The 26,739-nt window shown below is 58.4% G+C and carries 25 protein-coding genes and 1 riboswitch; of the genes, 12 read left to right on the forward strand and 13 right to left on the reverse strand.

What is annotated here, in order from left to right:
- Nucleotides 1-16: 16 nt before the first annotated feature.
- Nucleotides 17-589: a GNAT family N-acetyltransferase gene (locus ACLH1U_RS04035; protein WP_168380147.1), complete on the forward strand. Its 573-nt coding sequence runs from the start codon at nucleotides 17-19 to the stop codon at nucleotides 587-589.
- A gap of 37 nt (nucleotides 590-626) precedes the next feature.
- Here ACLH1U_RS04035 and oxlT read toward each other — a convergent pair whose 3' ends face one another.
- Nucleotides 627-1,883, reverse strand: coding sequence for an oxalate/formate MFS antiporter (oxlT, locus tag ACLH1U_RS04040; RefSeq protein ID WP_023289740.1), 1,257 nt, complete (start codon nucleotides 1,881-1,883; stop codon nucleotides 627-629).
- 710 nt (nucleotides 1,884-2,593) lie between these two features.
- Here oxlT and ACLH1U_RS04045 point away from each other — a divergent pair.
- Nucleotides 2,594-3,025 (forward strand): DUF4354 family protein, encoded by a 432-nt coding sequence (locus ACLH1U_RS04045; protein WP_032452906.1) that lies wholly within the window; start codon nucleotides 2,594-2,596, stop codon nucleotides 3,023-3,025.
- Nucleotides 3,026-3,253: 228 nt separating this feature from the next.
- Here ACLH1U_RS04045 and ACLH1U_RS04050 read toward each other — a convergent pair whose 3' ends face one another.
- On the reverse strand, nucleotides 3,254-3,478 hold the full coding sequence (locus ACLH1U_RS04050; protein WP_050534110.1) for a hypothetical protein: 225 nt from the start codon (nucleotides 3,476-3,478) through the stop codon (nucleotides 3,254-3,256).
- 45 nt (nucleotides 3,479-3,523) lie between these two features.
- Nucleotides 3,524-3,874, reverse strand: coding sequence for a hypothetical protein (locus tag ACLH1U_RS04055; RefSeq protein ID WP_048335733.1), 351 nt, complete (start codon nucleotides 3,872-3,874; stop codon nucleotides 3,524-3,526).
- A 540-nt stretch (nucleotides 3,875-4,414) separates the two neighbouring features.
- Nucleotides 4,415-4,513, forward strand: a riboswitch (guanidine-I (ykkC/yxkD leader).
- Nucleotides 4,514-4,569: 56 nt separating this feature from the next.
- Here ACLH1U_RS04055 and ACLH1U_RS04060 point away from each other — a divergent pair.
- From ACLH1U_RS04060 to atzF, 7 genes are all read left to right on the forward strand, one after another.
- Nucleotides 4,570-5,628, forward strand: coding sequence for a putative urea ABC transporter substrate-binding protein (locus ACLH1U_RS04060; protein ID WP_121936048.1), 1,059 nt, complete (start codon nucleotides 4,570-4,572; stop codon nucleotides 5,626-5,628).
- Nucleotides 5,629-5,652: 24 nt separating this feature from the next.
- On the forward strand, nucleotides 5,653-6,468 hold the full coding sequence (locus ACLH1U_RS04065; RefSeq protein WP_023289736.1) for an ABC transporter permease: 816 nt from the start codon (nucleotides 5,653-5,655) through the stop codon (nucleotides 6,466-6,468).
- Nucleotides 6,465-7,241 (forward strand): ABC transporter ATP-binding protein, encoded by a 777-nt coding sequence (locus ACLH1U_RS04070; protein ID WP_072420163.1) that lies wholly within the window; start codon nucleotides 6,465-6,467, stop codon nucleotides 7,239-7,241. Before ACLH1U_RS04065 ends, ACLH1U_RS04070 begins: the two co-directional genes overlap by 4 nt.
- 4 nt (nucleotides 7,242-7,245) lie before the next feature.
- The gene (locus ACLH1U_RS04075; RefSeq protein ID WP_255893214.1) at nucleotides 7,246-7,974 is read left to right on the forward strand and encodes an urea amidolyase associated protein UAAP1; all 729 of its coding nucleotides are present in this window, start codon (nucleotides 7,246-7,248) and stop codon (nucleotides 7,972-7,974) included.
- A gap of 10 nt (nucleotides 7,975-7,984) precedes the next feature.
- Complete coding sequence (locus ACLH1U_RS04080; protein WP_023289733.1) at nucleotides 7,985-8,620, forward strand: urea amidolyase associated protein UAAP2; 636 nt, start codon at nucleotides 7,985-7,987, stop codon at nucleotides 8,618-8,620.
- Nucleotides 8,621-8,786: 166 nt separating this feature from the next.
- The gene (gene uca, locus ACLH1U_RS04085; RefSeq protein WP_411299079.1) at nucleotides 8,787-12,392 is read left to right on the forward strand and encodes an urea carboxylase; all 3,606 of its coding nucleotides are present in this window, start codon (nucleotides 8,787-8,789) and stop codon (nucleotides 12,390-12,392) included.
- Complete coding sequence (gene atzF, locus ACLH1U_RS04090) at nucleotides 12,389-14,185, forward strand: allophanate hydrolase (RefSeq protein ID WP_411299080.1); 1,797 nt, start codon at nucleotides 12,389-12,391, stop codon at nucleotides 14,183-14,185. The genes uca and atzF overlap by 4 nt, the downstream gene beginning before the upstream one ends.
- Nucleotides 14,186-14,227: 42 nt before the next feature.
- Here the strand turns inward: atzF and ACLH1U_RS04095 are convergent, their stop codons facing one another.
- Together ACLH1U_RS04095 and ACLH1U_RS04100 are read right to left on the reverse strand one after the other, a co-directional pair.
- Nucleotides 14,228-14,866, reverse strand: coding sequence for a hypothetical protein (locus tag ACLH1U_RS04095; RefSeq protein WP_023289730.1), 639 nt, complete (start codon nucleotides 14,864-14,866; stop codon nucleotides 14,228-14,230).
- A 124-nt stretch (nucleotides 14,867-14,990) separates the two neighbouring features.
- Nucleotides 14,991-15,656 carry an SDR family NAD(P)-dependent oxidoreductase gene (locus tag ACLH1U_RS04100; RefSeq protein WP_102002566.1) on the reverse strand — a complete coding sequence of 222 codons (666 nt, stop codon included), beginning with the start codon at nucleotides 15,654-15,656 and terminating at the stop codon, nucleotides 14,991-14,993.
- A 104-nt stretch (nucleotides 15,657-15,760) separates the two neighbouring features.
- Between ACLH1U_RS04100 and ACLH1U_RS04105 the strand changes: the two genes are divergently transcribed.
- The 3 genes from ACLH1U_RS04105 (at nucleotide 15,761) to ACLH1U_RS04115 (ending at nucleotide 18,514) form a co-directional block, all read left to right on the forward strand.
- Complete coding sequence (locus tag ACLH1U_RS04105) at nucleotides 15,761-16,681, forward strand: LysR substrate-binding domain-containing protein (RefSeq protein ID WP_411299081.1); 921 nt, start codon at nucleotides 15,761-15,763, stop codon at nucleotides 16,679-16,681.
- Nucleotides 16,682-16,903: 222 nt separating this feature from the next.
- Nucleotides 16,904-17,695, forward strand: coding sequence for an HAD-IIB family hydrolase (locus ACLH1U_RS04110; RefSeq protein ID WP_032452889.1), 792 nt, complete (start codon nucleotides 16,904-16,906; stop codon nucleotides 17,693-17,695).
- A 198-nt stretch (nucleotides 17,696-17,893) separates the two neighbouring features.
- Entirely contained in the window at nucleotides 17,894-18,514 is a 621-nt protein-coding gene (locus ACLH1U_RS04115; protein ID WP_023289726.1) for a LysE family translocator, read from the forward strand.
- Between the two features lie 60 nt (nucleotides 18,515-18,574).
- Here the strand turns inward: ACLH1U_RS04115 and ACLH1U_RS04120 are convergent, their stop codons facing one another.
- From ACLH1U_RS04120 to ACLH1U_RS04155, 8 genes are read right to left on the reverse strand one after another with little or no spacing between them, the layout of a single operon-like run.
- The gene (locus ACLH1U_RS04120) at nucleotides 18,575-19,576 is read right to left on the reverse strand and encodes an HAD family hydrolase (protein ID WP_102002565.1); all 1,002 of its coding nucleotides are present in this window, start codon (nucleotides 19,574-19,576) and stop codon (nucleotides 18,575-18,577) included.
- Nucleotides 19,573-20,586, reverse strand: coding sequence for a BatD family protein (locus tag ACLH1U_RS04125; RefSeq protein ID WP_072420173.1), 1,014 nt, complete (start codon nucleotides 20,584-20,586; stop codon nucleotides 19,573-19,575). Before ACLH1U_RS04125 ends, ACLH1U_RS04120 begins: the two co-directional genes overlap by 4 nt.
- The gene (locus ACLH1U_RS04130; RefSeq protein WP_023289723.1) at nucleotides 20,583-22,097 is read right to left on the reverse strand and encodes a tetratricopeptide repeat protein; all 1,515 of its coding nucleotides are present in this window, start codon (nucleotides 22,095-22,097) and stop codon (nucleotides 20,583-20,585) included. The genes ACLH1U_RS04125 and ACLH1U_RS04130 overlap by 4 nt, the downstream gene beginning before the upstream one ends.
- On the reverse strand, nucleotides 22,094-23,071 hold the full coding sequence (locus tag ACLH1U_RS04135) for a VWA domain-containing protein (protein ID WP_032452885.1): 978 nt from the start codon (nucleotides 23,069-23,071) through the stop codon (nucleotides 22,094-22,096). Before ACLH1U_RS04135 ends, ACLH1U_RS04130 begins: the two co-directional genes overlap by 4 nt.
- The gene (locus ACLH1U_RS04140; protein ID WP_032452884.1) at nucleotides 23,064-23,504 is read right to left on the reverse strand and encodes a DUF4381 domain-containing protein; all 441 of its coding nucleotides are present in this window, start codon (nucleotides 23,502-23,504) and stop codon (nucleotides 23,064-23,066) included. Before ACLH1U_RS04140 ends, ACLH1U_RS04135 begins: the two co-directional genes overlap by 8 nt.
- Nucleotides 23,505-24,410, reverse strand: a complete 906-nt coding sequence (locus tag ACLH1U_RS04145) for a DUF58 domain-containing protein (RefSeq protein WP_072420175.1) — start codon at nucleotides 24,408-24,410, stop codon at nucleotides 23,505-23,507.
- A complete protein-coding gene (locus ACLH1U_RS04150) occupies nucleotides 24,410-25,414 on the reverse strand; it encodes an AAA family ATPase (RefSeq protein ID WP_049014087.1) in 1,005 nt (334 codons plus the stop codon). Before ACLH1U_RS04150 ends, ACLH1U_RS04145 begins: the two co-directional genes overlap by 1 nt.
- Nucleotides 25,411-26,706, reverse strand: coding sequence for an anaerobic sulfatase maturase (locus tag ACLH1U_RS04155; protein WP_032452881.1), 1,296 nt, complete (start codon nucleotides 26,704-26,706; stop codon nucleotides 25,411-25,413). Before ACLH1U_RS04155 ends, ACLH1U_RS04150 begins: the two co-directional genes overlap by 4 nt.
- Nucleotides 26,707-26,739: the final 33 nt, after the last annotated feature.

The following is a 26,739-nucleotide window of genomic DNA, read 5'->3' on the forward strand; positions in this document are numbered from 1 at the left end:
GGCTGCGCAGGTTAAGATGGCGCGCTATTGCCCCACTCACCAGGAAGAAGAGATGTTGCTACCCCTGACCACGCCCCGGCTGCTGCTGCGTCGGTTCAGAACGGAAGATCTGCCGTCTTTCAGCCGCTATCGCAACCTGCCGGAAGTGGCCCGCTTTCAGAGCTGGAGCCATTACGGTATGGCAGAGGCAACTGCCTTCTATGAACAACAGCGTTCCCTGGCCTTTGCTGAGGATGAGAGTTGGTTCCAGCTTGCGGTAGAGATCCAGGCCAACGGTGCGCTGGCGGGAGATGTGGGGATCCACTTTTTCGATCAGGGCAGACAGGCCGAGCTGGGGATGACCTTTTCCCCGGCGTATCAGCATCAGGGGTATGCCCGGGAAGCCATACAGGCGGTGATAGCCTTACTCTTTGAACCGTTGGCCCATCACCGGCTGATCGCGGTGGTAGACACCCGCAATACCGCCGCGATCAAACTCCTGGAAGGGCTGGGCTTTCGTCGCGAGGCGCATTACCGGCAGAATATCTTTTTTAAAGGCCAGTGGGGCGATGAGTATCTGTACGCGCTGCTGCGCAGCGAATATCAGTGAAGTGACGGCCTGGCCGTCACTTCTGCCAGGCTTGTCGTTAGCTATGCTGGCGGATAAAGCGCGCGCGCCACGGTTTTAGCACCCACAGCGCGAGGGCGGCGGTGACAAAATCCAGGCCAATGGCGCAGCTGAAAACCACATGCCAGCCGTGGGTGTACTGATAGAGCAACGCCGCCAACGGGCCGCCGAAGATTGACCCGATGCCCTGAGAAATATACAGCCAGCCATAGTTGCTGGCGGCATGTTCGCTGCCGAAGGTATCGGTGAGCGTCGACGGGAAGAGGGAGAAGATTTCCCCCCAGCCAAAGAACACCACCCCGGAAAGCAGGACAAACAGCAGCGGATCTTCCCGGCACGCCAGCCAGAGCGTCATCGCCACCCCCTCCAGCGCAAAGGCGATAAACATGGTTTGCTCGCGGCCGAAGCGGTCGGAAATAAAACCAAACAGCGGCCGGGTTAAACCGTTGGTGAAGCGGTCTATCGTTAACGCCAGCGGCAGCGCCGCCATGCCAAACACCACCGCCTGGCTAATGCCGAAGTCCTCGGCGAACACCGCCATCTGCGAAGTGACCATCAGCCCGGAAGTCGACATCATCGCCATCATGGCAAACATCAGCCAGAACAGCGGTTGGCGCAGCATTTCCCGGGAGGTAAACGATCTACTGCTCTGCGCCACCGTCTGGCTGACGGGCAAAGAGACAGCAGGCGGCGGCAGCTTCAGTCCCTGACTGGCTAGGAAGCCGACGAGCGCGAAGAGGACCCCGAAGGTCGTCATCGTGTGTTCAAGGCCGTTGGTGGTCAGCGACAGGGAGATGGGGAAGGTGGTTAGGATGGCCCCCATCCCGTAGCCCGCCGCCACCGCGCCGGCGGCGAACCCCCGCTGCCGCGGAAACCATTTGACCATCAGGCCGACAACGCCGATGTAGACGATCCCGGTTCCAAGGCCGCCCATGCAGCCATAAACCAGCCACAGCGTCGCCAGGCCATTCACCTGTGCGGAAAGCACCCAGCTCATCCCCGCCATCACCGTGCCGATAGCGATTAGCCGCCGTGGGCCAAATTTCTCCACTAACCGCCCCTGAAAGGGCGAAAAGAAGGTCTGGAGGATGATCAGCAGCGAGAAGGTGACCTGCAGCTCGGGCAGACCGACGCCCAGCTTTGCGGCCAGGGGTTTCGTCAGCAGCGTCCAGACATATTGCGGACTGGAGATGGCGGCCATACAGATCAGGCCCAGCACCAGCTGGCGCCATTTGCCATATTTCGGGGTAACCAACGGTTCGCTGAGTGTCGTCATGTTGTTCTCCGTTTTCAGTTAACAGGTTTCCGTGAAACGCATCCGCCCTGGAGGCTTCACGGAGAGAAGAAGGCGTTGGCGTCGCGACCGCAGGTGGCTATGGGTTGTCGCCTCCTGGCCTGAGATCTTGTCAACATCGCTGTATACAACCGCAGAGCATTAAACGTGCCAGTTAAAATAGTTCTTTATATACAAACAGTTAACATGGAAGTGTGGGAGGGGATGGGATTCAGTATGGTGAACAGGCGGCACTGAGTCGGTGCAAATGGGTCATCGCTGTGCGCTTCACTTATTGACTGGCTCAAGGCCGATGGTAGGTCCAATGGAAAAAGAGGCATGGCATTCAGGCGGGGGACAGGCACCCACCTGTTTATCCTCTTCCTGATCGAGGATTATATTCACGCTATAGATACAGGAGGCGCTAACCTGGTCGGTGCGAACGGCTTTAAATCGCATGCTGATGAAGTTGAAGATAAACCCTGCTTAAACATGATGCAGAAATAAGTGAAAAATAAGTTACAGTTAACAATTTATTAAATTTACATTAGAATTATTTTAATGTTTATTTTCTCAATGCACTGATTTATAAGTTTAAATATAATGACAGACTGGATTTTCATCAAATAGTGATGACGGAGAATATCATTGATAATACCAATATCATGATCTATGGTAGCGTTCACTTAATAGTAAATTGAATGAGGTGGGAAATGCATAATTATATTGCCAAAGGTATTGCGCTGGCTGTAGCCATCGCTGCCTCAGGAACGGTGCAGGCTATTGATAAAAAGAATCCTGATCCTTATTTTTCAGGGGTCAAGATTTTTGCCCTAAAGGAGGCCGCCGGAAGTGAATGGGATAGCGTGACCGGCGAGGCGAAGTATCTGGTGACCTATAAAGTTACGCTTGATAACTTCTCTGATAAAAGCATTGAACCTGGCAAAGATAACAAAATGTGCTTCTTTTTGTATGATAAAAATGGCAAGTCATTTATGAGCACGGGTATTGAAATGGAGATGCTGAAAAAATACAAACCCATTGAAAGCCGAACAGGTAACGTGTTCTTCAGCAGCGCCGATCCTGAAATACTGAATATACCTTTTGTCCGTCTCGCTTTCGGTAAAGACTGCTTAACAAAATAACCACCATCCCGAGTGTGGATGATCTGCCTTATATGACGTTAGCGTAACACCAGGCGTCCGTCAGGTGTTACGAGATGAACATAACATCTGGATGATGAGGAGGCATGCGCGGCAGACATCAACCGTGTCAAGCACCACGCTCATCTGAAGTAGGTCACTCGTATTTCATTTTACGGGGGAGGTGCGTCTGCCGGGAGGGGGATACACTGGCCAGCTATTGGACAATCTTTACGCGTCTTTTTTTGCGTCGCTATCCGTGACGCTCCTGATGATTTTTCTCAGTTGGCAAATGCCAAAACTCATCGCTAATTTATTATGGTGCTTCGCTTTGCTTACGGTGCCTGAAAAAAGAGAGTGCCCGACAAAACGGCTATCCTGATAAAAAACAGTATCAGCGTGTAACTCGCCAGAAATCACCAGCACTGCTATTAGCAAAAGGAGAGAGGTTTTCATCATTCGTTTCTTGTCAGCTTAACTCTGTCTCTGGTTATTCGGGCATTATGTACACCGTTCAGCAATGGTAGTGACCGACCGATGTATATCCGGGGCATGCGGCGCATAATAAAATTCTACCGAAGTCTGCCTGCCGTTGAAGTTACTGATTTCCACCCACGCGACAGTCGTGTTTTCAGTATTCATCAGGTTGTATTTATCGATGTTTTCAGGAAGAGTGTCATCATATTCCAGCGATAAATTCGCTTTAGAAGCGGCATAATGAAGGCAATCGATCACCTGATGTTTTCCCTGATTAACGTAATAGGTTTCTTCTTCCGGGTGTATGCCCACATCCCCCAGATCCACACAACCACTTAACAGAAAAAGGGTGGGCAACATCAGCAATATTTTCATGGAACCTCTCTGTGTTAAATAACATTGGCGTGATTTTAACTTGTATTTAACAGGCCAAGCATTCTGAGTTAACGAATGGTGAATTTATTCCACCCCTCTACTTAACGTGGCGCAATATTATCACCGTGCGTTAAAACGCACAACCCTGCGATTTAGCGTTAGTATGTATTCAACATTTAAATGCTTTACCGTCAGGCGGGTAAAACAGGCGGTAAAAATATGATGCCCCCTGGCGACGGGACAGGGAAGAAGCGCCTGCGACATCCCCCCATGTCGAAGCGGCGTAATGGCAAACATTTACCCCGCGCCATGATAATTAGCTACAGGATTCATCCCCCATGACCCACGGCCGGTTGTTGGCCAGAACGCGGTGGGCTTTCCCTTTGCACCAAAGCCATGCAATGCCCCACTTTTACTCCCCATTTTTGGGAGGCGATGCGCCGGTTGGCGGTAAATCACTGAAAGCACGGCTGTCTGGCTCCTGGCATGGCGCTTGCAAGACCATCAGCAGAAAGCAGCGCAACAGACAATTTAGATCACACAATAGCTGGCTAGGGTTCCGGTTCACCGCGGTGAACGTCTGGTCCGAGAGCTGGCGACCTCGGCGAGGTTACACGGCGGGATAAAAGCCCGGGAGACAGCAGCACCGTTGGGTGTCGCGCTGCTCCGTTTCTCGTGCTAACCAGAGGTCCACCATGAAAACATCGCCGCTCCTCCGCTCACTTGTCCTGTCACTGACGCTATTGACCAGCGTCCCGTCCTTTGCCGCCGTCAAGAAAGAGTTCAACGTCTGCTGGACCATCTACGCCGGCTGGATGCCCTGGGGCGCCATCAGCAATGAAAAGATCATCGATAAATGGGCCAGCAAGTACGGCATCAAAATCAATATTGTTCAGCTCAACGATTACATCGAATCCATCAATCAGTACACCGCCGGGCAGTTTGACGGCTGCACGATGACGAATATGGACGCCCTGACCATCCCGGCGGCCGGCGGTGTCGACAGCACGGCGCTGATCACCGGCAGCTACTCCGATGGTAACGACGGGGTGGTCCTGAAAGGGGCGGATAAAAAGCTCAGCGACCTGAAAGGGATGTCGGTGTATCTCCCGGAGCTGTCGGTCTCCCACTATCTGCTGGTGCGCGGCCTGGAAAAAGCCGGGCTGCAGGAAAAAGACGTCAAGGTGGTGAATACCTCCGATGCCGATATCGTCTCAGCCTTCGGCACCAGCGGCGTGCGGGCGGCGGTGGCCTGGAATCCACAGCTGTCGGTTATCAAAAAGACCCCGCAAACCAGCGAAGTGTTTAGCTCCTCGCAGGTGCCGGGCGAGCTTATCGACATGATGGTGGTCAATACCCAGACCCTGAAAGATAACCCGGCGCTGGGCAAAGCCCTGACCGGCGCGTGGTTTGAAATGATGGGCAAAATGAAGGCCGGCGATACCCAGGCGCTGAGCGCTATGGCCGCCGACTCTGGTACCGATCTCGCCGGCTACCAGGCGCAGCTCAAAACCACTCATCTTTTCTGGACGCCTGCCGACACCCTGGCGTTTATCGCCTCGCCGGATCTGGCGAAAACCATGCAGCGTGTGGCGCAGTTCTCCTTCGATAAAGGTCTGCTGGGCGAGGGGGCGCAGAGCGCGGACTTTATCGGCATGACCTTCCCGGGCAATGTCACGCTCGGCGATGCCGCCAACCGCAAACTGCGCTTTGACGACAGCTACCTGAAGCTGGCCGCCGCGGGCCAGCTGTAATGATTGCCGCCGGGAGACCACGCCATGCGCCACATTAACCGATATCCCCAAAAGGGGATGCGCCTGACGCTGATGCTGCTGCCGTTTGTGCTGCTGATCGCCGCCTGGTTTATGGGATCGGCGGTGCGGCTGGAAGCCAATCCGCAGGACAAGTTGCTGCCAGGCCTGTCGCAAATGGCGGCGGCCATTGACCGGATGGCGTTCACCCCGGACAAACGCAGCGGCGAGTATCTGCTGTGGGCCGACACGCTGATCAGCCTGAGCCGTCTGCTGACGGGCCTGGCCGTCTCGTCGCTGATCGGCCTCGGCATCGGTATCGCCGCCGGCGTCTTCCCGATGTACCGCGCGGCGCTGTCGCCGCTGATGACGGTGGTGTCAATGATCCCGCCGCTGGCGATCCTGCCGGTGCTGTTTATCGTCTTTGGCCTGGATGAGCTGTCGAAAGTGATGCTGATCGTCATCGGCATTACGCCGATGCTGGCGCGCGACCTGGAGCAGCGGGCGCGGGAGATCCCGGCGGAGCTGTTTATAAAGGCGCAGACCCTGGGGGCCAATAGCTGGACGGTGGTGCTGCGGGTGGTGCTTCCTCAGCTGCTGTCGCGGCTGATCGCTTCTCTGCGCCTGCTGCTGGGCTCTGCATGGCTGTTCCTGATCTCCGCCGAGGCCATCTCCGCCACCGCCGGGCTGGGGTATCGCATCTTCCTGGTGCGGCGCTATATGGCGATGGACGTGATTATTCCGTATGTCATCTGGATCACGCTGCTGGCATGGCTGATGGATCTGGCGCTGCGTCAGCTGCACAAAGCCTGTTTCCCGTGGGCGGAAGGAGGCCGGGGATGAGTTTTATCGACATCAAAAACATCTGGCAGGAGTACGGCGACCACGTGGTGCTGGAGCGCATTAATCTGCAGGTGAAAGAGGGCGAGTTTTGCTCAATGGTCGGCGCGTCCGGCTGCGGTAAATCGACCTTTCTGCGTCTGCTGCTCGGTCAGGAGCAACCGACCCGCGGCGCCATCCTGCTCGACGGCCAGCCGCTGGCGGCGGAGCCGGACCGCAGTCGCGGCGTGGTTTTCCAGCGCTATTCGGTGTTTCCGCATCTCAACGTGCTGGATAACGTCGCCATCGGCCTGGAGCTGCCGGCGTCCCCGCTGCTGGGGCGCCTGTTTGGCGGCAGAAAGCGCGAGGCCCGGCAACAGGCCCAGCGAATGCTGGAGAAAGTGGGCCTGGGACACGCCCTGGATAAATACCCGGCGCAGCTCTCGGGCGGGATGCAGCAGCGGCTGGCCATTGCCCAGGCGTTCGTGATGCAGCCGCGGGTGCTGCTGCTGGACGAGCCCTTCGGCGCGCTGGATCCCGGCATTCGCAAGGATATGCATGCGCTGCTGCTCCAGCTGTGGAGCGAAACGCGCATGACGGTGTTTATGGTCACCCACGACCTGGCCGAAGGCTTCAACCTGGGCACGAGGCTGCTGGTGTTCGACAAAGTGCGCATCGACCCGCAGGCGCCCAACGCCTGGGGAGCGCGTATTACCTACGACATCCCGCTCAATGAAGCGCGGATGGCGCAACTGGCCACCGGTAGCGACACCAACGTTTACGCATTAAGGAGATAAATTGATGACTGAACTGTTTCACTCCACCCCCAGCCTGCGCGAAGAGCGGCTTCCCGGCGGGGCGCACACCTCGTTGATTTTGCGCAAAGGGCAGATCCTGTGCCTGACCGATCTCGACGGCGGGGCAAACGTCAGCATGATGATGCTCAATCCCCATGAGAAAAGTGAGCGGCTCAACCTGCCGGATACCCTCAAAGGACAGCATACCGCGCGCCTGACCGCCGGGCATTGTTTCTACTCCGATATGGGCCGGGTGCTGGCCGGGATCGTCGCCGACAGCTGCGGCTGGCACGATCCGTTCGGCGGGGTCCTCAACGCCGGGGAGACGCACGACAAATATGGCGCCGGACGCTACCAGGAATTACGCAATGGCTTCTATCGCAACGGCGTCGATAACCTGCTGGTGGAGATGGGGAAATGGGATCTCGGTCTGGAAGATCTGCTGATGGTGGTCAACTTCTTCAGCAAAGTGACCGTCGATGACGAGGGGCGCTTTCACTTTGTCTCCGGCAACAGCCGCGCCGGGGACTATGTGGAACTGTATGCCCCGATGGACGTCCTGCTGGTCCTCACCGCGCTACCGCATCCTCAGGATCCGGCCACAGAGTATGCCCCCCGTCCGGTACAGCTGAGCTGGTATCAGGCCGACGATGAAGACGCGGCCACTCAGGCGCTCCTGACCCGCGATGAGAACCTGCGCGCGTTCCGCAATACCCAACTTTTTGCCCTGTAAGGAGGCGTTTATGACCCTTATCACCAGTCACCGACGTCCGGAAGAGGCCGTCTATCGCCATGTGATCCCCGCCGGGGAGCCGTGGCTGTTCGAGGTTAAACAAGGACAAACCCTGCGTCTGCTCGATCTCGAAGGCAACCAGGCGATTGATACCCTGTTTTACAACGCCGACAACCCGCGCGAGCGCTACGATGCGCAGCGCACGCTGCGCCGCCAGGGTAACGCCTACCTCACCGCCGGCAGCGTGCTCTATTCCAACCTTGGCCGTCCGCTGATGACCATCGTGGCCGATACCTGTGGGCGGCACGATACCCTCGGCGGCGCCTGCGCCCAGGAGAGCAACACCGTCCGCTACGCCCTCGACAAGCGCTACATGCACAGCTGCCGGGATAATTTCCTCTGCGCCTGTCTGCATGATGGCCGTCTGCATAAGCGCGATATCGGCGCCAACATTAACTTCTTTATGAACGTGCCGGTGACGCCGGAGGGCGGTCTGACCTTTGCGGATGGCATCTCGGCGGCGGGAAAATACGTGGAACTGCGCGCGGAGTGTAACGCCATGGTGTTGATCTCCAACTGCCCGCAGCTCAACAATCCCTGCAATGGCTGGAACCCGACCCCCGCCGAGGTGCTGGTATGGAACTGACCCGCTGGCAGCGCTGGCGTTTACTGGCCTTTCGGCTGTTCGCCGTTCGCGCCGACCGCCTGAACCACACGCCGACGCGCCACCTTTAAGCGCCGGTTCTCCCGGGGACGACCTCAGGGGAAGACGAATTGTTGCGGGACGACCCGCTTCGCTGTGAGTTCCGCTTATGTTTGATACCTTACTGATTGCCAACCGCGGGGCGATTGCCTGCCGCATTCTGCGCACCCTGCGCGCCATGCAGGTGAAGGGCGTCGCCGTTTACGCCGAAGCCGACCTGAGCAGTCTGCACGTCCGCGAAGCGGATGAGGCGCTGAGCCTTGGCGAGGGGCCGGCAGCGCAAACCTATTTAGTCGTAGAGAAGATCATTGCCGCCGCGCGGCAGAGCGGCGCCCGCGCCATCCACCCCGGCTACGGCTTTCTGTCGGAAAACGCCGCCTTCGCCGAGGCCTGTGAGGCGGCGGGATTGGCGTTTGTTGGCCCGACCCCGCAACAGCTGCGAACCTTCGGCCTGAAGCATACCGCCCGCGCGCTGGCCAAAGCGGAGGGCGTTCCGCTGCTGGAAGGCAGCGACCTGCTGGCCGACAGCGAAGAAGCCTGCCGGGCGGCAGAGGCGGTGGGCTACCCGGTGATGCTCAAGAGCACGGCGGGCGGCGGAGGGATTGGCATGCGCGTCTGCCGCGACGCCCGCGAACTGAGCGAGGCGTTTGCCACGGTGCAGCGGCTGGGGCAAAACAACTTCAGCGACGCCGGGGTGTTTCTCGAAAAATATATTGAACGCGCCCGCCATCTCGAGGTGCAGATCTTCGGCGACGGGAAGGGGGCGGTTATCGCCCTCGGCGTGCGCGACTGCTCGCTGCAGCGGCGTAACCAGAAAGTGATTGAAGAGACGCCGGCGCCAAATCTGCCGGACGGGATGGCGCAGGCGCTGTGTAGCGCGGCCATTGCCCTCGGTAAAGCGGTGAACTACCGCAGCGCCGGGACGGTGGAGTTTGTCTACGACAGCGCGGCGCAGCGCTTTTATTTCCTCGAGGTCAATACCCGGCTGCAGGTGGAGCACGGCGTCACGGAGCAGGTGTGGGGCGTGGACCTGGTGCGCTGGATGATCGCCCTGGCGGCAGGGGATTTACCGCCGCTGAGCGAGCTGGCCGCCGGGCTACAGCCCCGGGGGTATGCCATTCAGGCGCGAATTTACGCCGAAGATCCTGGCCGCCAGTTTCAACCTTCGCCCGGACTGTTAACCGACGTCTGGTTTCCGCCGGCGGACGGCGCTACCCTGCGCATCGACCGCTGGGTCGAGGCCGGCTGTGAAGTGCCGCCGTTTTTTGACCCTCTGCTGGCGAAAGCTATCGTCTGGCGCCCCAGCCGCGATGAGGCGATCGACGGCCTGGCGCAGGCCCTGGCGGAGACCCGCCTGTACGGCGTCGAAACCAACCGCCAGTACCTGCAGCAGATCCTTGGCTTTGCGCCGTTCACCGCCGGGGAACCCTGGACCCGCTGTCTGGAGCAACTGCGCTACCGGGCCGATACCGTGGAGGTACTCAGCGCCGGCACCCAGACCAGCGTCCAGGACTACCCGGGACGTCTGGGGTTCTGGGCGGTGGGCGTACCGCCCTCAGGCCCGATGGATGACCGGGCGCTGCGCCTGGGCAATCGTCTGCTGGGCAATGCCGAGGGCGACGCCGCGCTGGAGATCACCCTTAGCGGACCCACGCTGAAATTTAATACCGCGGTGCAGGCGGTGGTCTGCGGCGCGCCGCTGCCCGTAACGCTCGACGGCATCGACCAGGAGATGGACGGCGTCTTCTCTGTTCCGGCGGGGGCGACCCTCAGGCTGGGGGCGATAAGCGGGCCAGGCGTCAGAAGCTATCTCTGCCTGCGCGGCGGCATTCAGGTGCCGGACTACCTGGGCAGTAAAAGCACCTTTACCCTCGGTCAGTTTGGCGGCCACGGCGGACGGGCGCTGCGCGCCGGCGACGTGCTGCATCTTGCGCCTCCGGCTGAGACCATAGAAGGCGCGGCGCTTCCCGCAGGGCTGCGCACTGCGCTTGCGGAAGTACGAACGCTGCGGGTGATTTATGGCCCCCACGGCGCGCCGGAGTTCTTTGCCCCGGCGTATATGGCGACCTTTTTTGCCACCGACTGGGAAGTGCATTTTAACTCCAGCCGCACCGGCGTGCGCCTGATCGGGCCCAAGCCGGTCTGGGCCCGCGACAGCGGCGGCGAAGCCGGGCTCCATCCGTCGAATATTCATGACAACCCCTACGCGGTGGGGGCGGTGGATTTTACCGGCGATATGCCGGTGATCCTCGGGCCGGACGGCCCAAGCCTCGGGGGCTTCGTCTGCCCGGTCACGGTGATCGAAGCCGATCTCTGGCAGCTGGGCCAGCTTAAGGCGGGGGATAAGGTGCGCTTTGTGGCGGTTGACGTCCCCACCGCCCGGCGGCTGGCGGCAGGCCGTCGCGCAGAGCTGGCGACCCTGCAGGCGCAGGACGTTGCCTGGCAGCCTGTGCCGCTCACCTCGCCGGTGGTGATGACCAGCGGCGACGCTGACAAACGCCTGGTGGCGCGCCTCTCCGGCGATACCCATCTGCTGCTGGAGGCCGGTGAGGCGGAGCTGGATCTGGTGCTGCGCTTTCGCATCCATGCCCTGATGCAGGCCCTTGAGGGGCAATCCCGGGACGGGATCATCGATATCACGCCGGGGATCCGCTCTCTGCAGCTCCATTTCCAGCCGGAAACGCTGGCGCTGGAGACACTGCTGGCGTGGGTCCGCGAGGAGTGGGCCACGGTCTGCATGAGCGACGATCTGCAGGTTCCGACACGGGTGGTGCATCTCCCGCTCTCCTGGGACGATCCGGCCTGCCGCAAGGCGATCGACAAATATATGACCACCGTCCGCCCGGACGCCCCCTGGTGCCCAAGCAACCTCGAGTTTATTCGCCGGATAAACGATCTCCCGGATGAGCAGGCGGTGTGGCAAACGGTGTTTGACGCCAGCTATCTGGTGATGGGTCTCGGCGATGTCTATCTCGGCGCGCCGGTGGCCACGCCCCTTGATCCGCGCCATCGGCTGGTCACCACCAAATACAACCCGGCGCGAACCTGGACGGCGGAAAACTCGGTGGGCATCGGCGGAGCGTATCTGTGCGTTTACGGCATGGAAGGCCCGGGCGGCTATCAGTTTGTCGGCCGCACCCTGCAGATGTGGAATCGCTATCACGAGGTGGCCGATTTTGCCGGCAAGCCCTGGCTGCTGCGCTTTTTCGACCAGCTGCGTTTCTATCCTGTCTCGGCGGAAGAACTGCTGGCTATTCGCCGCGATTTCCCGCTCGGACGCTACCCGCTGCGCATCGAGCACAGCACGCTGCGGCTGGCGGAGTACCAGCAGTTTCTCTCTCGCGAGGCGCAGAGCATTAGCGCATTTCGCGACCATCAGCAGCGGGCGTTTAACGACGAGCGCGAGCGCTGGATCGCCAGCGGCCAGGCCCATTTCGACAGTCAGGAGAGCGCGACAGAAGAGGCGGGCGATGCGCCGCTGCAGCCGGGGGAGCAGGGGGTGGAAAGCCCGGTATCCGGTAATCTGTGGCAGGTACAGACCGCGGCCGGCAGCCAGGTACGCGCCGGCGATGTGCTGGTGGTGCTTGAGTCGATGAAAATGGAGATCCCGCTGCTGGCGCCGTGCGATGGCAGGGTTCAGCAGGTCAATGTGCAGCCAGGCAGCGCGGTGCGTGCCGGGCAGCGGGTGGCAGTGATTATTGAGGAGAAGGCATGATGCAGCAGACGTTTGATTTACGCCTGGCGACTCTGGCGGCGAACTATCGTAATGGCCACACCACCCCGCGCGCGCTGCTGGCGGGGATCCGCCAGCGGGCGCAAGCGCTGGATCCCGAGTTTAATCTGTTTATCCATCTCCTGAGCGAAGCGGAGCAGGCGCCGTTTCTGGCGGCGCTGGAAGGCCATTCGCCAGACACGCTCCCTCTGTACGGGGTGCCGTTCGCCATCAAAGATAATATTGACCTTGCGGAGATCGTCACCACTGCCGCCTGTCCGGCGTTTGCTTACCGGCCGACGCAAAGCGCGACCATTGTCGCACAGCTGATTGCCCTGGGGGCGGTGCCGGTGGGCAAAACCAATCTCGATCAGTTTGCCACCGGCCTGAACGGGACTCGTTCGCCGTATGGTCGCTGCCGCAACGCGTACCATCCCGCTTATCCCTCCGGCGGCTCCAGCGCCGGCTCAGCGCTGGCGGTAGCCCTGGGCGTCGCCAGCTTCGCGCTGGGAACCGACACCGCCGGCAGCGGTCGCGTCCCGGCCGGGTTGAATAACCTGGTGGGCCTGAAAGCGACGAAAGGGGTGATCTCCACCGCCGGGGTGGTACCGGCCTGCCGCACGCTGGACTGCGTGACCTTTTTCAGCGCCACCGCCGACGAGGCCAGCCAGCTGCTGGCGCTGGTTGCCCGGGCCGATCCGCAGGATAGCTACAGCCGCCGCAATCCTCAGTGGAACAGTCGTCAGGCCTTCGGCAGGCCGTCCGCCGGGTTTCGCTTTGGCATCCCGCGGGAGCTTAACTTCCTCGGCTGCCGCGCCAGCGAAGCGCTGTTCGCCCAGGCCGTGCAGCGGCTGACGGCGCTCGGCGGGGAAGCTGTGGCGATCGATTTCGCGCCTTTTCTCGCCGCCGCCCGCCTGCTGTATGACGGGCCATGGGTCGCTGAACGCTATGCGGTGGCTGGTCCGTTGATTGAGCAGCAGCCGGACGCCGTGCTGCCGGTTATTCGCGACGTGCTGGCGAAAGCGCCTGATATCGACGCGACGGCGACCTTTAAGGCGATGTATCAGCTGCAGGAGTATAAAGCGCAGTGCGATGCCATCCTCGAGACGCTGGACTGCGTGCTCACGCCAACCTTACCGCGGCCGGTAACGCTGGACGAGCTGGCGGCGGAGCCCATCGCCCGTAACGCCGACCTGGGCTACTACACCAACTTTATGAACCTGCTGGACTATGCGGCGGTGAGCGTGCCGTGCGGATTTATGCCCGACGGACTGCCCTCCGGCGTCACGCTGTTCGGCCGGGCCTTTACCGATCAGTATTTGCTGAGCCTGGCCGACGCCTTCCAGCGCGCGGAGCGGCTGCCGCTGGCAGGCGGCGTGTGGCTGGAGAGCCCGCCCCCTGCGCGCCCCGCGGGCCATGATCGGATGGCCCTGGCGGTATGCGGCGCCCACCTGACCGGCCAGCCGCTGAACGGTCAATTGCTGGCGCGGGGCGGCCGGCTGCTGCAGGCGACCCACAGCGCGCCGCGCTATCGGTTGTATGCCCTCCCGGATGGCAAGCGCCCGGCGATGGTGCGTGACGAGCCAGAGGGGGCTGCGATAGCGGTGGAAGTCTGGGCGATCCCCAGCGCTGAGGTGGGGTCGCTGCTGGCCGCCATCCCCGCGCCGCTGGGGCTGGGACAGATTGAGCTGGCGGACGGCCGCTGGGTGACAGGCTTTATCTGTGAAGCCGGGGGGCTGGGCGCGGCCACCGAGATCACCGCCTGGGGCGGCTGGCGTCAGTGGCTGGCCAGGTAAACGGAACACCCTCTGAGGTAGCGCCGCAGAGGGAACCCTCGCTTATAGCGGGCTGTTCTCATCGAGCCGGGTGACGCTCCAGACGCGGGCGTGCGTGTCATCAATGCGATAGTAGCTTTTCACGCTTGCCGTACCGCCGATGGCGTAGCCCACCAGAGCCACAATGTTGAGCTGATGCCCCTGCTTATCGGTAAACGCATAATATTCATCCAGCACATAGCCGCTGGCGCTAGCCGCTGATTCCAGACGATCGTCCCTGGCTTTCAGGTCCGGGGTATAGTCCGCGATGGTTTTCCCCACAAAGTTTTTGGCGACGTCCTGCTTTTCGTCAACGCTGACGATAAACGCCGCGCTGGCAGGAAAGTGCTGAACCACGTCAGCCAGGGTCGGTTTCGGCGCGGCAGAGGGGAATAACGTGTGATCGATAGTGTAGGCCTGTAGCCAGCAGGAGAATAACGCCGCTTCCGCCGCACGGCCATCCGGGTCAGAAAGTCCGGGCAGCGCATCGACGGTCTCTCCCGCTTTACGCAGCGCAATGAAATCGGCACAGGAAGAGACCCGTGCCTGATTCTGGTCACTCAGCACCAGCGTCAGAGGAGACTGGTTTATCTCAAGCTCGCCCGCCGCCAGCACCGGCGTGCTCAACAATAACGTCACCGCCATACCGATAAAATATTTCATCACATAGCCTCCATGAATATCGACGTATCCTGATCCGAGGTGACAGGGAAAGCAAGCGATGGATGATGTCTTTTCCACATGTCCGGCCGATGCCTCCCTGACGCCGAGCGACGGCCGGGGAAGGTTACTGATGGTGTAGGGCGGGATAAAACGCTTCCGCTGTCCATTGCGCAGATGGCTGGCGGTATTGCTGCCAGAACAGTTCGGCAATCTCCCGGGCTTCGGCGGAACCCGGCGTGACGTACGCCCCCACCGTCACGATGGAAAGATGAATATTCTGCGCTTTTAATAACGGAAAAAGGCCATGCGTCAGGTTAAGCAGCCCGGCTTTGCCGACGCTTAGCGTCAGATACTCCGGATGAGGCTGAGTGGCAAACATCCCGCCAGTCAGCAGGATCGCGCCTTCTCCACGCGCGGCCATCCGAGGAGTGACCGCTTTGATGGCGGCATATACCGCGCCAATATTGGTGGTGAGATCCTGGATGAAGCCTGCCACCGACTGGGTCTCCAGATTACCGTCATGTATGGCCGCGGCGTTGAAGTGCAGCACATCCACGCCGCCGGTCTCCACCTCTACCTCGCGAATGAGTTCCACGATACTGGTGATATCGCTGGCGTCCGCTACGCGGCCTTCCGCGGCTAATCCAGCCGCTCTCAGTTGGTCGGCCTGCGCCGCCACATAGTTTTTATTGCGTGAGGACAGCACCACCCGGAATCCCTCACCAGCAAATCGTGAGGCCGTCGCCATTCCCATCCCAGGACCGGACCCGATACTCAAAAACGTTTTCATGTGCTTCTCTCACTGTAGTTTGCAGAGCCGCTATGTTAATACCCTGGCAGATCGCTGATAATCAGCCTTATTTGCAAATGATTAATGTGCTGGGTGCAGGAATCATGTTCGATGATTTTGAAGAGCTGATGGCGTTTGTCTGTGTGGCCGAGACAGGGAGTTTTATTGGGGTCAGCCGCAGGCTGGCTCGGGATGCGTCGGTCATTTCCCGCCGGGTTAGCCACCTCGAGAAAAAACTGGGCGTCCGGTTGCTGGTGCGCACTACCCGTAGCGTAACGCTTACCGAAGCCGGAACCTGGTTTTTGCAGCGCGCCCGCGCGGCGCTGGATGAGCTCAGCGCCGCCAGCCGCGAGGTGGGGGACTTTGCTGCCACCTCGCAGGGAACGTTGCGGGTTTCGCTGCCGGTGACCTTTGGCCGGGAGCTGATTGCCCCGGTGTTTCCTGATTTCCTGCAGGCGTATCCGGATATTCGCCTGGATGCCCATTTTCTCGATCGACGGGTCGATATTGTCGCGGAGGGGTTTGATGCGGTGGTTCGCCTGGGGAGCGTGCGGGACAGTACCTTAACCGGGCGCGAGCTGGGGGCGTTTAGAAGTCAGCTGATTGCTTCGCCGGTCTATCTGCAACGCTTCGGTGAGCCGACTCATCCTGAGCAACTGGCAGCCCATCGGTGTCTCGGCTTTACCCACCATCCGGACTGGCCCTACTGGATCCTCGAAAATGGTCGGGAGCATATCCAGGTGACGCCAGCCGGCCCCCTCACCACCAATATCAGTGAAGCGCTGCTGACGGCGGTGATTCGGGCAACCGGGATCGCACTGCTGCCGGGGTGGATGGTTTGCCAGGCGGTGCAGCGCGGGGAACTGGTCCGCGTGCTGCCCGACTGGCGTAGCGCGGCGAAGGTCAGCGTTTATGCCCTGATGCCGCCCGGCACGCTGGTTCCCGCCAAGACCCGGGTATTTATCGATACGGTATGCCATCAGCTGGCGTCATCCCCGCTGTGGCAGGACGAATTGAAGCGATAAGCAGGGGGGGCCGATTGCGCAGATCGTTGATGGAGAAGGGCCTCGAAGTGTTCCTGCTGAATGTACGGAGCAATAAATTTATCCTCGGACAGATAATGCCCTGGCGGACTTTCTTCGTGCAGTGAGAAGGTTTAATCACTCGAATTAATAGTGAATATCAAATGCCAAATTGATATTAACGTTTATCAAGAAAGCCATTAATATCACCAGTATGGAGGGATTATGAATTTAATTGATAGCGCTAAGAATGAAGAGCTATGGAATATTCGTTTTGTTTTAACTGATATGGATGAAACGCTGACCTATAAGGGCAGACTGCAGGCCAGAACCTATCAGAGTCTGGAAATGCTACAACATGCGGGCATTAAGGTTATTCCGGTAACGGCGGCCTCTGCCGGGTGGGCCGATCAGATGGCGAGAATGTGGCCTGTTGATGGGGTCATCGCTGAAAATGGAGGATTATTTCTTATCAGAAATAACGTCGGTGAGGGTATTAACAGGTATTTCTGGCATGAAGACAACTATCTTCTTAATCGAAAAAACATCAGCCATATTCTTTTCAAGATTCGCCAGAAATACCCCTGGGTTGAGGTTTCTGACGATCAGGATTTTCGCCTGACGAGTATTGCTTTCAAACTTCCCAAAAATCATGAACAGACCAAACAACTTATTGACGAATTAGTGGAAAATAAATGCAGCTATACCATTAATAATTTATGGGTACTGGGGTGGTTAGGGGGATATGACAAACTCGTCATGAGCAGAAAGGTGTTAAAGCAGTTTTATGCACTGGAAGAATCTGATGAACAAGCATCGGTTTTCTACAGTGGTGATTCGCTCAATGATGCACCTATGTTCAGTTACTACAGCAAAACGTTGGGAATGAACACGATCAATGACATAGCGCAAGTTATATCATCATTGCCTCGCTGGATAAGTCAATTTCCAGGTGGTGAAGGGTTTGTCGATGGCGCGAACAGAATTTTAAATGCTAAAAGGGCAAGCATCAGTTAAGTTGCCTTCTCCGCTCTGACAGAATTAAACCGGCTCCGTTCGTTGCAACAGGTCCGGTTGTTGTATGCGTTAGATAGAGAGCTTCATGTGGGGTACTTCCCGTTATCCAGGCGGAACGCCATTCACCTTGAATGGCTCATCATTTATGTTGCAAAAATGTGAACGCTTCAGTAGCCTTGTCTCTTTCGGAGACAGGAAATGCTCGTCACTGATTCACTTCTGGCTTACACCCTCGCTGCCACTCTGCTTACCCTGACGCCAGGTCTGGATACCGCGCTTATACTGCGCACGGCGACCGCTGAAGGCGGGCGCAAAGCCTTGCATGCCGCGTTAGGCATCGATCTCGGGTGCTTTATCTGGGGCGCGCTGGTGGCCTTTGGTTTGGGCGCGCTGCTGGCGGTTTCTGAGCTGGCTTATACCTTGTTGAAATGGTGCGGCGCGGGCTACCTTTGTTGGCTGGGCATCCAGCTGCTTCTGCGTCCGCGCCAGCAATTTAACAGCAATCCGGCAGCGGCAACCGCCACGAGCAACTGGTTTCTGCGTGGGATGCTGGGAAATGTGCTTAATCCCAAAATGGGCGTCTTCTACGTTTCGTTTTTACCTCAGTTTATCCCGGCGGGGCATTCCCCCATCACATGGACCTTTCTCCTGGTTACTATCCATGTATTGATTGGTACGCTGTGGTCGTTAACGCTGATTACCGCCACTCGCTATGCCGCCGGTATCCTGAAAAAAACGGCGGTAGTGAAATGGATGGATCGAACGACCGGCTGCCTGTTTCTGCTTTTTGCGGCGAAGCTGGCGATGAGCCGCCGGTAATAAAACAGGGGCCTTTGCCCCTGTTTTTGCGCTTTGCTCAGCTATCTTGAGGTACAGGCTCTACGATCCCGGCTGGGTCACACACTGTGCCGGATCAAACACCGTTTTCCAGTCTTGCTTCATATCAACGACGGTCCAGCCATGCGCTTTTGCCTGCGTTAATCCATCAATCAGCTTTCCGCTGGCTGGAGGATGACTATCATAGGCATATTCACGCACGGAATCCGTATGATGCACCAGAAGGCCAAAGGGTTTGACGTCAGGATTGGCGGCGGTGTACTGCAGCATGGCGAGATCGCCATCGCTATTGCCAAATGCCGCGACAGGGCGCTGGCCCATGAAAAGGTGGATCGCCACGGGTTTATTGGCTGCATCGTCATTGAAGGCCCCCGACATTGTCTTGGTAATTTTTGTCCCTTCATCAGATAACGCGAATTCGCCAAGCGAAAACGACCCGATCACTTGTTCAGGTGGAATGCCGTACATTTTTTGCGACAGTACGCGCATAAAATCGATACCGCCGCCGGAGACAATCCAGGTTTTGAAACCGTTGGCCCGCAGATATTCCAGTAGCTGACGCATCGGCTGATATCCCATCCGATCGTACTGGCAGCCAAAACGCGGGTCCTTATGCGATGAAACCCAGTTAGCAACGCGCTGATTAAAGTCATCTGTCGTCATGCCGCTGTGCGTCAGCGATAAAAGATGAATAAGCCCTTTTTCGCCGGAAGCGGCGACAGTTTTGATATCGTCTTTCAACACGGCCTGCACCAACGCGTCGCTAGACCACTCCTGGTGTTGCGGGGCCAGACGTTTGATCTCATCCAGCACGAACCGGATCTGAAACGTCAGCGGCGCTTCTGGCCACAGGGTGCCATCATTATCAAATACGACGTAGCGTTTTTCGGCCGGAATAAACGTTGAGCGGTCTGGGTTGGTGGCACCTTGCACCCATTCTTCAATGGCGCGCTTGGCTGCCGTATCGTTCCATGCTGAGAGTGGATCTGCCACTGCGTTGCCGCAGAGGGCGAATAAAGTCAGAGCGATTAACGTACGCTTCATCGTGAACTCCTGTTATCCGGGGTCTGTCCCGGTAGCGAAAGTGGCTGCCAGAATCGGCGCCAACGGTGAGATAAGTAACGCGCGCTACGCAGCAAAGTGCGGCGGAAAATAAACATCAGCATGAGTAACGCGAGGCCGCCTGCGAGCATTAACGCATTCTGCCGGGTCAACGTGCCACGATCGCCCTTTAACGAAGATTCCGCACCGGCCGAGCGCGAAGCGGCAATCCGGTAGGTGCTGCCGGGGAGTTCAGCGGTTTGCCACTGCTGATGGGTTGTATCCCACCACCGCAATTTGATCGGCGGCAGCGTGACTTCCCCCGCAACAACAGGCAAATAGCGGAGCGTTTCCACGCGTTCCGCGCCTTCAAGATCCCCCCGGCCCGAAGTCAGCAGACGATTTTCAGGCGGCAGACGCTGGGTATGGGTGCCGCTGATGGCATAGAGCAGCGGTGGGATTTGGGCGGGCATCACCTCCGTGGCTCGGACGGTGACGACGCGTTCAATAACGTCGCCGGCACGCAGCGTTTTATCTTTACCACTACGGTAAATATTGACCTTCTGGCTGAGCGAGAGACCTGAAGCGGGCAGGAAACGGTCTGGCTGTTCAATTCCTTGCGGCCAGTTAACCTGCGTTTCCAGCGCCGGTAGTTTGACCGTCACGGGCGCCTGTCCGGAGGCGGTTAACGTCATTTCAAAAGCCGGTAAACGCAGCTTACCTGCATCCCAGGCAGTGAGCTGGCGTTCCATGCGCACGCCGCTCCAGCTGGTTCCCTCGGCGTGACGGGTCAGAAGCTGATTGGGTTCGGCTTTGCTCGAGATATCGCCATTTTCGACCGGGAAACCGGGCCACTGCGGCGGCGGATTAAACCATGAATCCGTCCAGAACGTCACCGCCACGCGCACCGGTTGGCCTGGGACAACGTGTTCTGGAGCAACCAGCTCGCGCGTGACCGTCATGGCTGCCTGACAGGGAAGCGCCGCCACCAGAATTAACCAGATAAGTTTCATTGGCCTTCTCCTGACTGAGTCCGGTAGAGACTTTCCAGCAGCCCCGAAGGCGAAACGGTCAGATTTTCGTACCACTGATTCACCTGCGGATTCCCTCCAGCAATGGGCTGAATGTCCTTTTGTTCAACGCCATCGTCGGGTTTCAAATCATGCTTAATTTCATCAGGTTTGTAATCGGCTTCTTCACCTTGCGCCGACTTTTTCTCGCGTTCTTTTTGCCGCAGTTGCATGATGATCGCGGCGATTTTGGCGCGGTTCCCCTGGGCCAGCTTCCAGTCCGGGCGCAGACTTAACGCCCGGTCATAGCTGTTTAGCGCCTGCTGCCACTGTTTTTGCTGGGCATAACTATTGCCTGTCCAGAGCAGGGTTTCCGGGGTTTGTTGCGCCTGGCGGAACGCGGCGGTAGCGGCGGGGTAATTGCCCGCCCGATACCATGCAATACCTTGCCGGAGCGGGTCGCTATAATGCTGGGCCGCGCGGGCATAATCCCCCTCGGCAAAAGCACGCTGACCCTGCACATCGGGGCTTATCCAGGCATCCAGCCAGGCGGCATGGCCGGATGGCTGCCAGAGCAGCAGCGGCGCGATTAAAATCCAGCAAAAGAGCTGGCGTCGCCAGATAAACAGCATGACGAGCATAGGTATCGCCAGCATCCAGCCATCGTTACGCCAGTGTAAATCACTCCGGGCATTGTTCTGTGCGGTGACACTTTGTTGAATATGGCTCTGTATCACGGGCAGATCGTCATCATCGGTGGTCACCAGCGTGACGGGGATCCCCTCGTCTCGCACCTGCTCGAAGCGTTTAACATTCAGTCGCGTATCGGTTTCACTGGCGGCATATTTTTCAGGCAGCGCGCCCCCCTGAGCGGTTCCCGGCACCCAGATCTGCAGCGGTGTCTTTTGTGTGCCTAGCCATCTGGCGTCATCCGCACTAAGGGTATCCGCCACCAGAATAATGCTGCGCGGGGCGGTGGGCATATTATGCATGGCCAGTGAGATGGCATGCTGAAGTCCGGAACCCTCGCCAGACGGTAATAACGCGGGGGTTTGCGCATGCAGGAATAGCGAATAAAACGCCGTATCGACAGTGAGCGGGGTGGTTAGCCAGGCACCGGAGTTATACACCACCAGGCCAAATCGGGTACCCGGCATGCGCTCCATGAGGGACAGGATTTTGGTCTGCATCCTCTGATGGCGGCTGGGAGGCAGATCGCTGGCAAACATGGCGGTATCCTGTTGCAAAATCACCATCACGTTACTTTCCGTCGTCAGCGCGGCGGGAAGCTGACGCTGCCAGCTTGGGCCAGCCAGCGCGATGAGGCCAAGCATCGCCAGCCATGGCAGTACGCGGGTGAGCTTGCGCTGCCGCCCGACGATCAGCGCTTTCGCCAGCGGCTTGTCCATGATGCGCGACCAGGCGCTATGCCCGGCGGAGGGTAACCACCACAGCGCGATGGCCGGGATCAGCAGCAGCAAACGCCAGGGGTATAAAAAGTGAAAATCACTCATGCCGCTCTCTCCCTGAACGCGCGATACAGATTAAAGGTCAGCAACAGAAGCAGTGCGGCGGCAAGCGGCCAGGCAAAAAGCGGTATACGCCACGACCAGCCGATGCTTTTTACCTGCACTGGCGTAATCGCGTCAATTTCTTGCCAGACCGCATCCAGCGAAGCCCCGCTATTCTCTGCCGTCCAGGCGCGCCCGCCGGTGGTGCGAGCTATATCCTGTAAAAGAGCGACATCCACTTTGTCATCGCCGCCGCTGTTCACGTCGCCAAAGGCGATGGTGTGAACCTGTACGTGATGACGGGCCGCCAGCTGTGCGGCGAGGCGAGGGGTCAGTTGTGACGCGGTGTCGTTACCATCGGTCAAAAGGATGGCTAATTTACTGGCGTCAGTATCGCCGCTGGAATCCAGCAGTTTCACCGTGACGCCCAGCGCGTCGCCAATCGCCGTCTGTTGTCCCGCCATGCCAGGCGCAAGCTGATTGATACGGGTTTCCAGCGCCTGTTTATCCTCACTGACGGGCGCGAAAGGCCAGGCGCTGTTGGCAAAAATCACCAGCCCGATACGATCGGATTTACGAGCCGCTACGAATTTTTTAACGGAGCTCTGTACCGCCTGCAGACGGGTGATACCGCCCGTGACGTCGTTTTTCTCCATAGAGCCGGAAACATCAAGAATCAGCATAATATCGCGCATCGGTTTTTCAGTATGCTGCGGCGGGGCAAGCAATTCCGGGCGGGCGAGGGCGCAGACCAACAGCGACCATACCAGCCAGAACAGCCAGGTGGATAGCTTCCCGCCATGTGCAGGTTGGTTGTTAAGCTGGAGTTCGTTAATCAGCCCAGGCAAAAAAGGAACCCGGACATACTCTTTCAACGAGCGCTCTTTGGCCATCACAAAGCGACTTGCCAGCGGCAGGATCAGTAGCAGCCAGGCCCACGGCCAGGCGAACGCCAGACGTGAGAAGAAGTCAGACATGGGGTAATCCTTCAAGCCAGGAGCGAAGCTGCATACGCAGCCGTTCGGTATCGCCATCACTGAGCTGGTTCTCTGGCTGACAGTAGCGTTCGCACAGCTGCTGGCGTAACGCGTCATCCAGCGGGACGTTTTGCAACCATTGGGCAGGATCCAGCGCGCCGCTCACTTGCTCCCGCGGCTGATGCACCAGCAAAATACGTTTCATCAGCAGCAGCCAGCTGTCTACCGTTTGCGGTTGAGCGAGAGCCGCCAGCGCCTGGCGACGCCACAGGTTTCGCCGCCATCTGGCGATGCGGATGATGAGATAAATGAGCAACAGGGCGAGCAGGATACCGCCCAGTACAAACCATCCCGGCGGTAGGGGAAACCATGACGGTGAATCGGGAAGAACCGGTTCCGCCAGTTCGGGTACCGTAAATCCTTTCTCCAGCATCTATACCTCTTTTTGAAGCTGTCTGAGTAGATCTCCGGCGACGACAATCTGCTTCACCTGCACGCCAAGTCGCGTGAGACGAGACGCCTGGGCTGAGAGTCGCGCCGTGATGCTTTGTTTGATGCCGTCCTGTAGCGCAGGCGAGAGCGAAAATGCCGCCTCTTGCCCTTCATACCGAGCGGCCAGCCGCCCGTGTGCAGGCAGGCGCAAATGCAGATCGTCGAGGATCACGAATGCACTCACTTCCCCTCGACGGCGCAGGGCTGCCAGCAGCGCATCGCACTCGTTATCCAGATCGTGAAAGTCGCTGATTAACGCGACCCAGCAGCCGGTTGGAATTAACGGCAGAGAGTGGCGCAGAATGGCGGCCAGCGAAAGTGGGTCAGGCGTTTCCCGCGGATAATTATCCGCCACGGCGTGGTTGTACTGCACAATATCGTCGAGAAATGCGGGAAGCGTACCGTTTGGCGCGCGGCATTTACGCAGAGAAAAGTCCCGATCGCCAAAGACAATGCCGCCTAAACGATCGCCGTCGTGCCAGCTGCGCCACGCCAGCAATCCGGCAGTTTTCGCTGCCGCGACGGATTTTGTCTGAACGCGCGTGGAAAAAAACATATCCCGTCGTTGATCAACCAGCAGAAAGACGGGGCGCTCTTTTTCTTCGTTATAAAGTCGGATCCACGGCGTACGCATGCGGGCAGTAGCCTGCCAGTCAATCAGCCGGACGTCGTCGCCGGGCTGATAACGACGCAGGCTGTCAAAGTTCAGCCCGCGGCCCTGCTGGCGTGATGTACGTTCACCCCCAAGCGCGCCAGGCGGGATCTGCCCTGGCGGATTGGCGATGGCTCGCGCCTCTGCGGCGAGCTTCAGCAGCGTTTCCCGGTCAATGCGAACGGCGCTACTCATTATGCCACCACGGCATCAAGCAGCATCCGCACGGCATCGTCCGGTGTGCAGTTATCCGCGCTGGCCTGGTAGCTGAGCATCAGACGATGACGTAATACCGCTGGGGCGATCTTTTTAATGTCTTCGGGCAGCACCGCGTCCCGGCCTTCCAGCCAGGCCTGCGCTCGCCCGCAGCGCTCCAGGGCCAGCGTGCCGCGAGGACTGATGCCAAACGTCAGATAACCGGCCAGCGTATCGCTCACCGACTGTGGATGACGACTTAAGTCTACCAGGTTGACGATATAATTTTCGACGGTCGGGGAGACGTGAATAGCGGAAATCGCCTGCCAGCATTCAGCGATTTCCTGCTGACTCAGCATGAGCGTATCGGTCTGTTCTGGCTGTGCTGATGCGGTACTCGTCAGTTGTTGATACTTTTTCTGCTGCTCGGCGCGCACCAGTTGCATCACTTTCTGTTCATTGTCTTTTGACGGATAGTGCACCAGTACCTTCATCAAAAAACGGTCCAGCTGGGCTTCCGGCAGAGGCCAGGTACCTTCCTGATCCACTGGGTTTTGCGTGGCCAGAACCATAAAAACACCGGGTAAAGGCCAGCTTTTGCCCGCCACGGTGACGTGACGTTCTTCCATGGCTTCGAGCAGCGCGGACTGCACGCGGGCCGAGGCGCGGTTGATTTCATCGGCGAGGATGATATTGCCGAACACCGGGCCGGGACGGAAGCGGAACTGATCCTCTTCACGGGTGGCGTTTTGCTGATAAATTTCGCTGCCGGTGATATCTGAGGGCAGAAGATCAGGCGTGAACTGAATACGACGGTAATCCCCCTCAACGTGGCGGGCAAGTTCGCGTACCGCGCGCGTTTTCGCCAGGCCCGGTAAACCTTCAAGCAACACGTGTCCGTCGCACAACAGGGCGACTATCAACATGCGCACCAGTTCTTCCTGACCGAGAACCTGTTCGTTCATGCGTTGCTCAAGCTGCAATAACTTCTCTCGATTTATCATCGGCGTAGCCCTGCAAAATCACGTTTAATTAAAGTGGCGATGCCCACCAGGATCGGCTCGGCATAGTTGAAAAAGGCCTTAATGCCCGGGCAAAGATAATTCAGTCCCAACTCGCCGTCCGGTGCGCGCACCAGGCGGTTTTTCGGGCATTCGCCCCAGCACAGCTTCAGATAAGGGCAGGCTTTACAGTAGTTGGGCAGCGTGTCGCGCTTGCCCATGCCAAACGCTTTCTGCCGTTCGGAGAAAGCCAGATGCGAAAGCTGAGCATGCTCAATGTTGCCGATCTGATATTCCGGGTAGACATAGTGATCACAGGAATAAATATCGCCGTTTTTCTCAATCGCCAGCCCTTTTCCGCAGAATTCTGAGTGGGTGCAAATTTGCGCCGGCATTCCCATTGTCTGGGCGACCGCCGTTTCAAACAGATTGACCTGCACGCGGCCCAGGTCGTTATTCACCCACTCTTCAAAAACGGCAATCAGAAACGTGCCCCAGTCTTCCGGGTCAACCGACCAGTCGGTAACAATGGAGTCGAGGTCGCCGGGACGCGCGCGGCGGCTACCGGTGAGCGGGATGGCGTCATCCTGCCAGAATTGCGGCGCGGTTTGTTTGAAATCAACAGGTTCGACGCAGGGATTAAACTGTACATAGGTCGCACCCAGTTCGCGGGTGACGAAGCGGTACACTTCCAGCGGAAAGCGGGCGTTGGTCCGGTTTACCGTTACCAGCGCGTTAAATGGGACGCCGTGACGCTTCAGGGCCTCAACGCCCGCCATCACTTTGTCAAATGTCGGTTTGCCGCTACGGGTCACGCGATAGCGGTCATGCAGTTCTCGTGGGCCATCAATCGAGAGTCCCACCAGAAATTGATGTTCTTTTAGAAATTCAGCCCATTTATCGTTTAACAACACGCCATTGGTTTGTAAATCATTCTCGACACGCTGTCCGGGCTTCTGGTACTGCTTCTGAAATTTCACAACCTTCTGGAAAAACGCTAACCCCATCAGCGTGGGTTCGCCGCCTTGCCAGGAAAATACCACCTGGTCACCGTCCTGGCCGTCAATATACTGGCGAATGAAATTCTCCAGCACCTCGTCACTCATTCCGGTATGTCTGTCCTGATGCAGAAGCTCTTCTTTGTGCAGGTAAAAACAGTAGGAACAATCGAGGTTGCAGGTTGAGCCGGTTGGTTTAGCCATGACATGAAAGCGGCGCTTGTATTCTGGCCCTTTGCCGTCATATTTTTCCGCCGACGGAAGCGCCTTAACGGGTAGTGTGGTGCTGTACTTCATATAGCAGACCCCTGAACAGAAAAACAAACAAAG

The organism is Klebsiella sp. 1SOBk5mer (assembly GCF_046603115.1).
GTDB lineage: Bacteria > Pseudomonadota > Gammaproteobacteria > Enterobacterales > Enterobacteriaceae > Klebsiella > Klebsiella quasipneumoniae.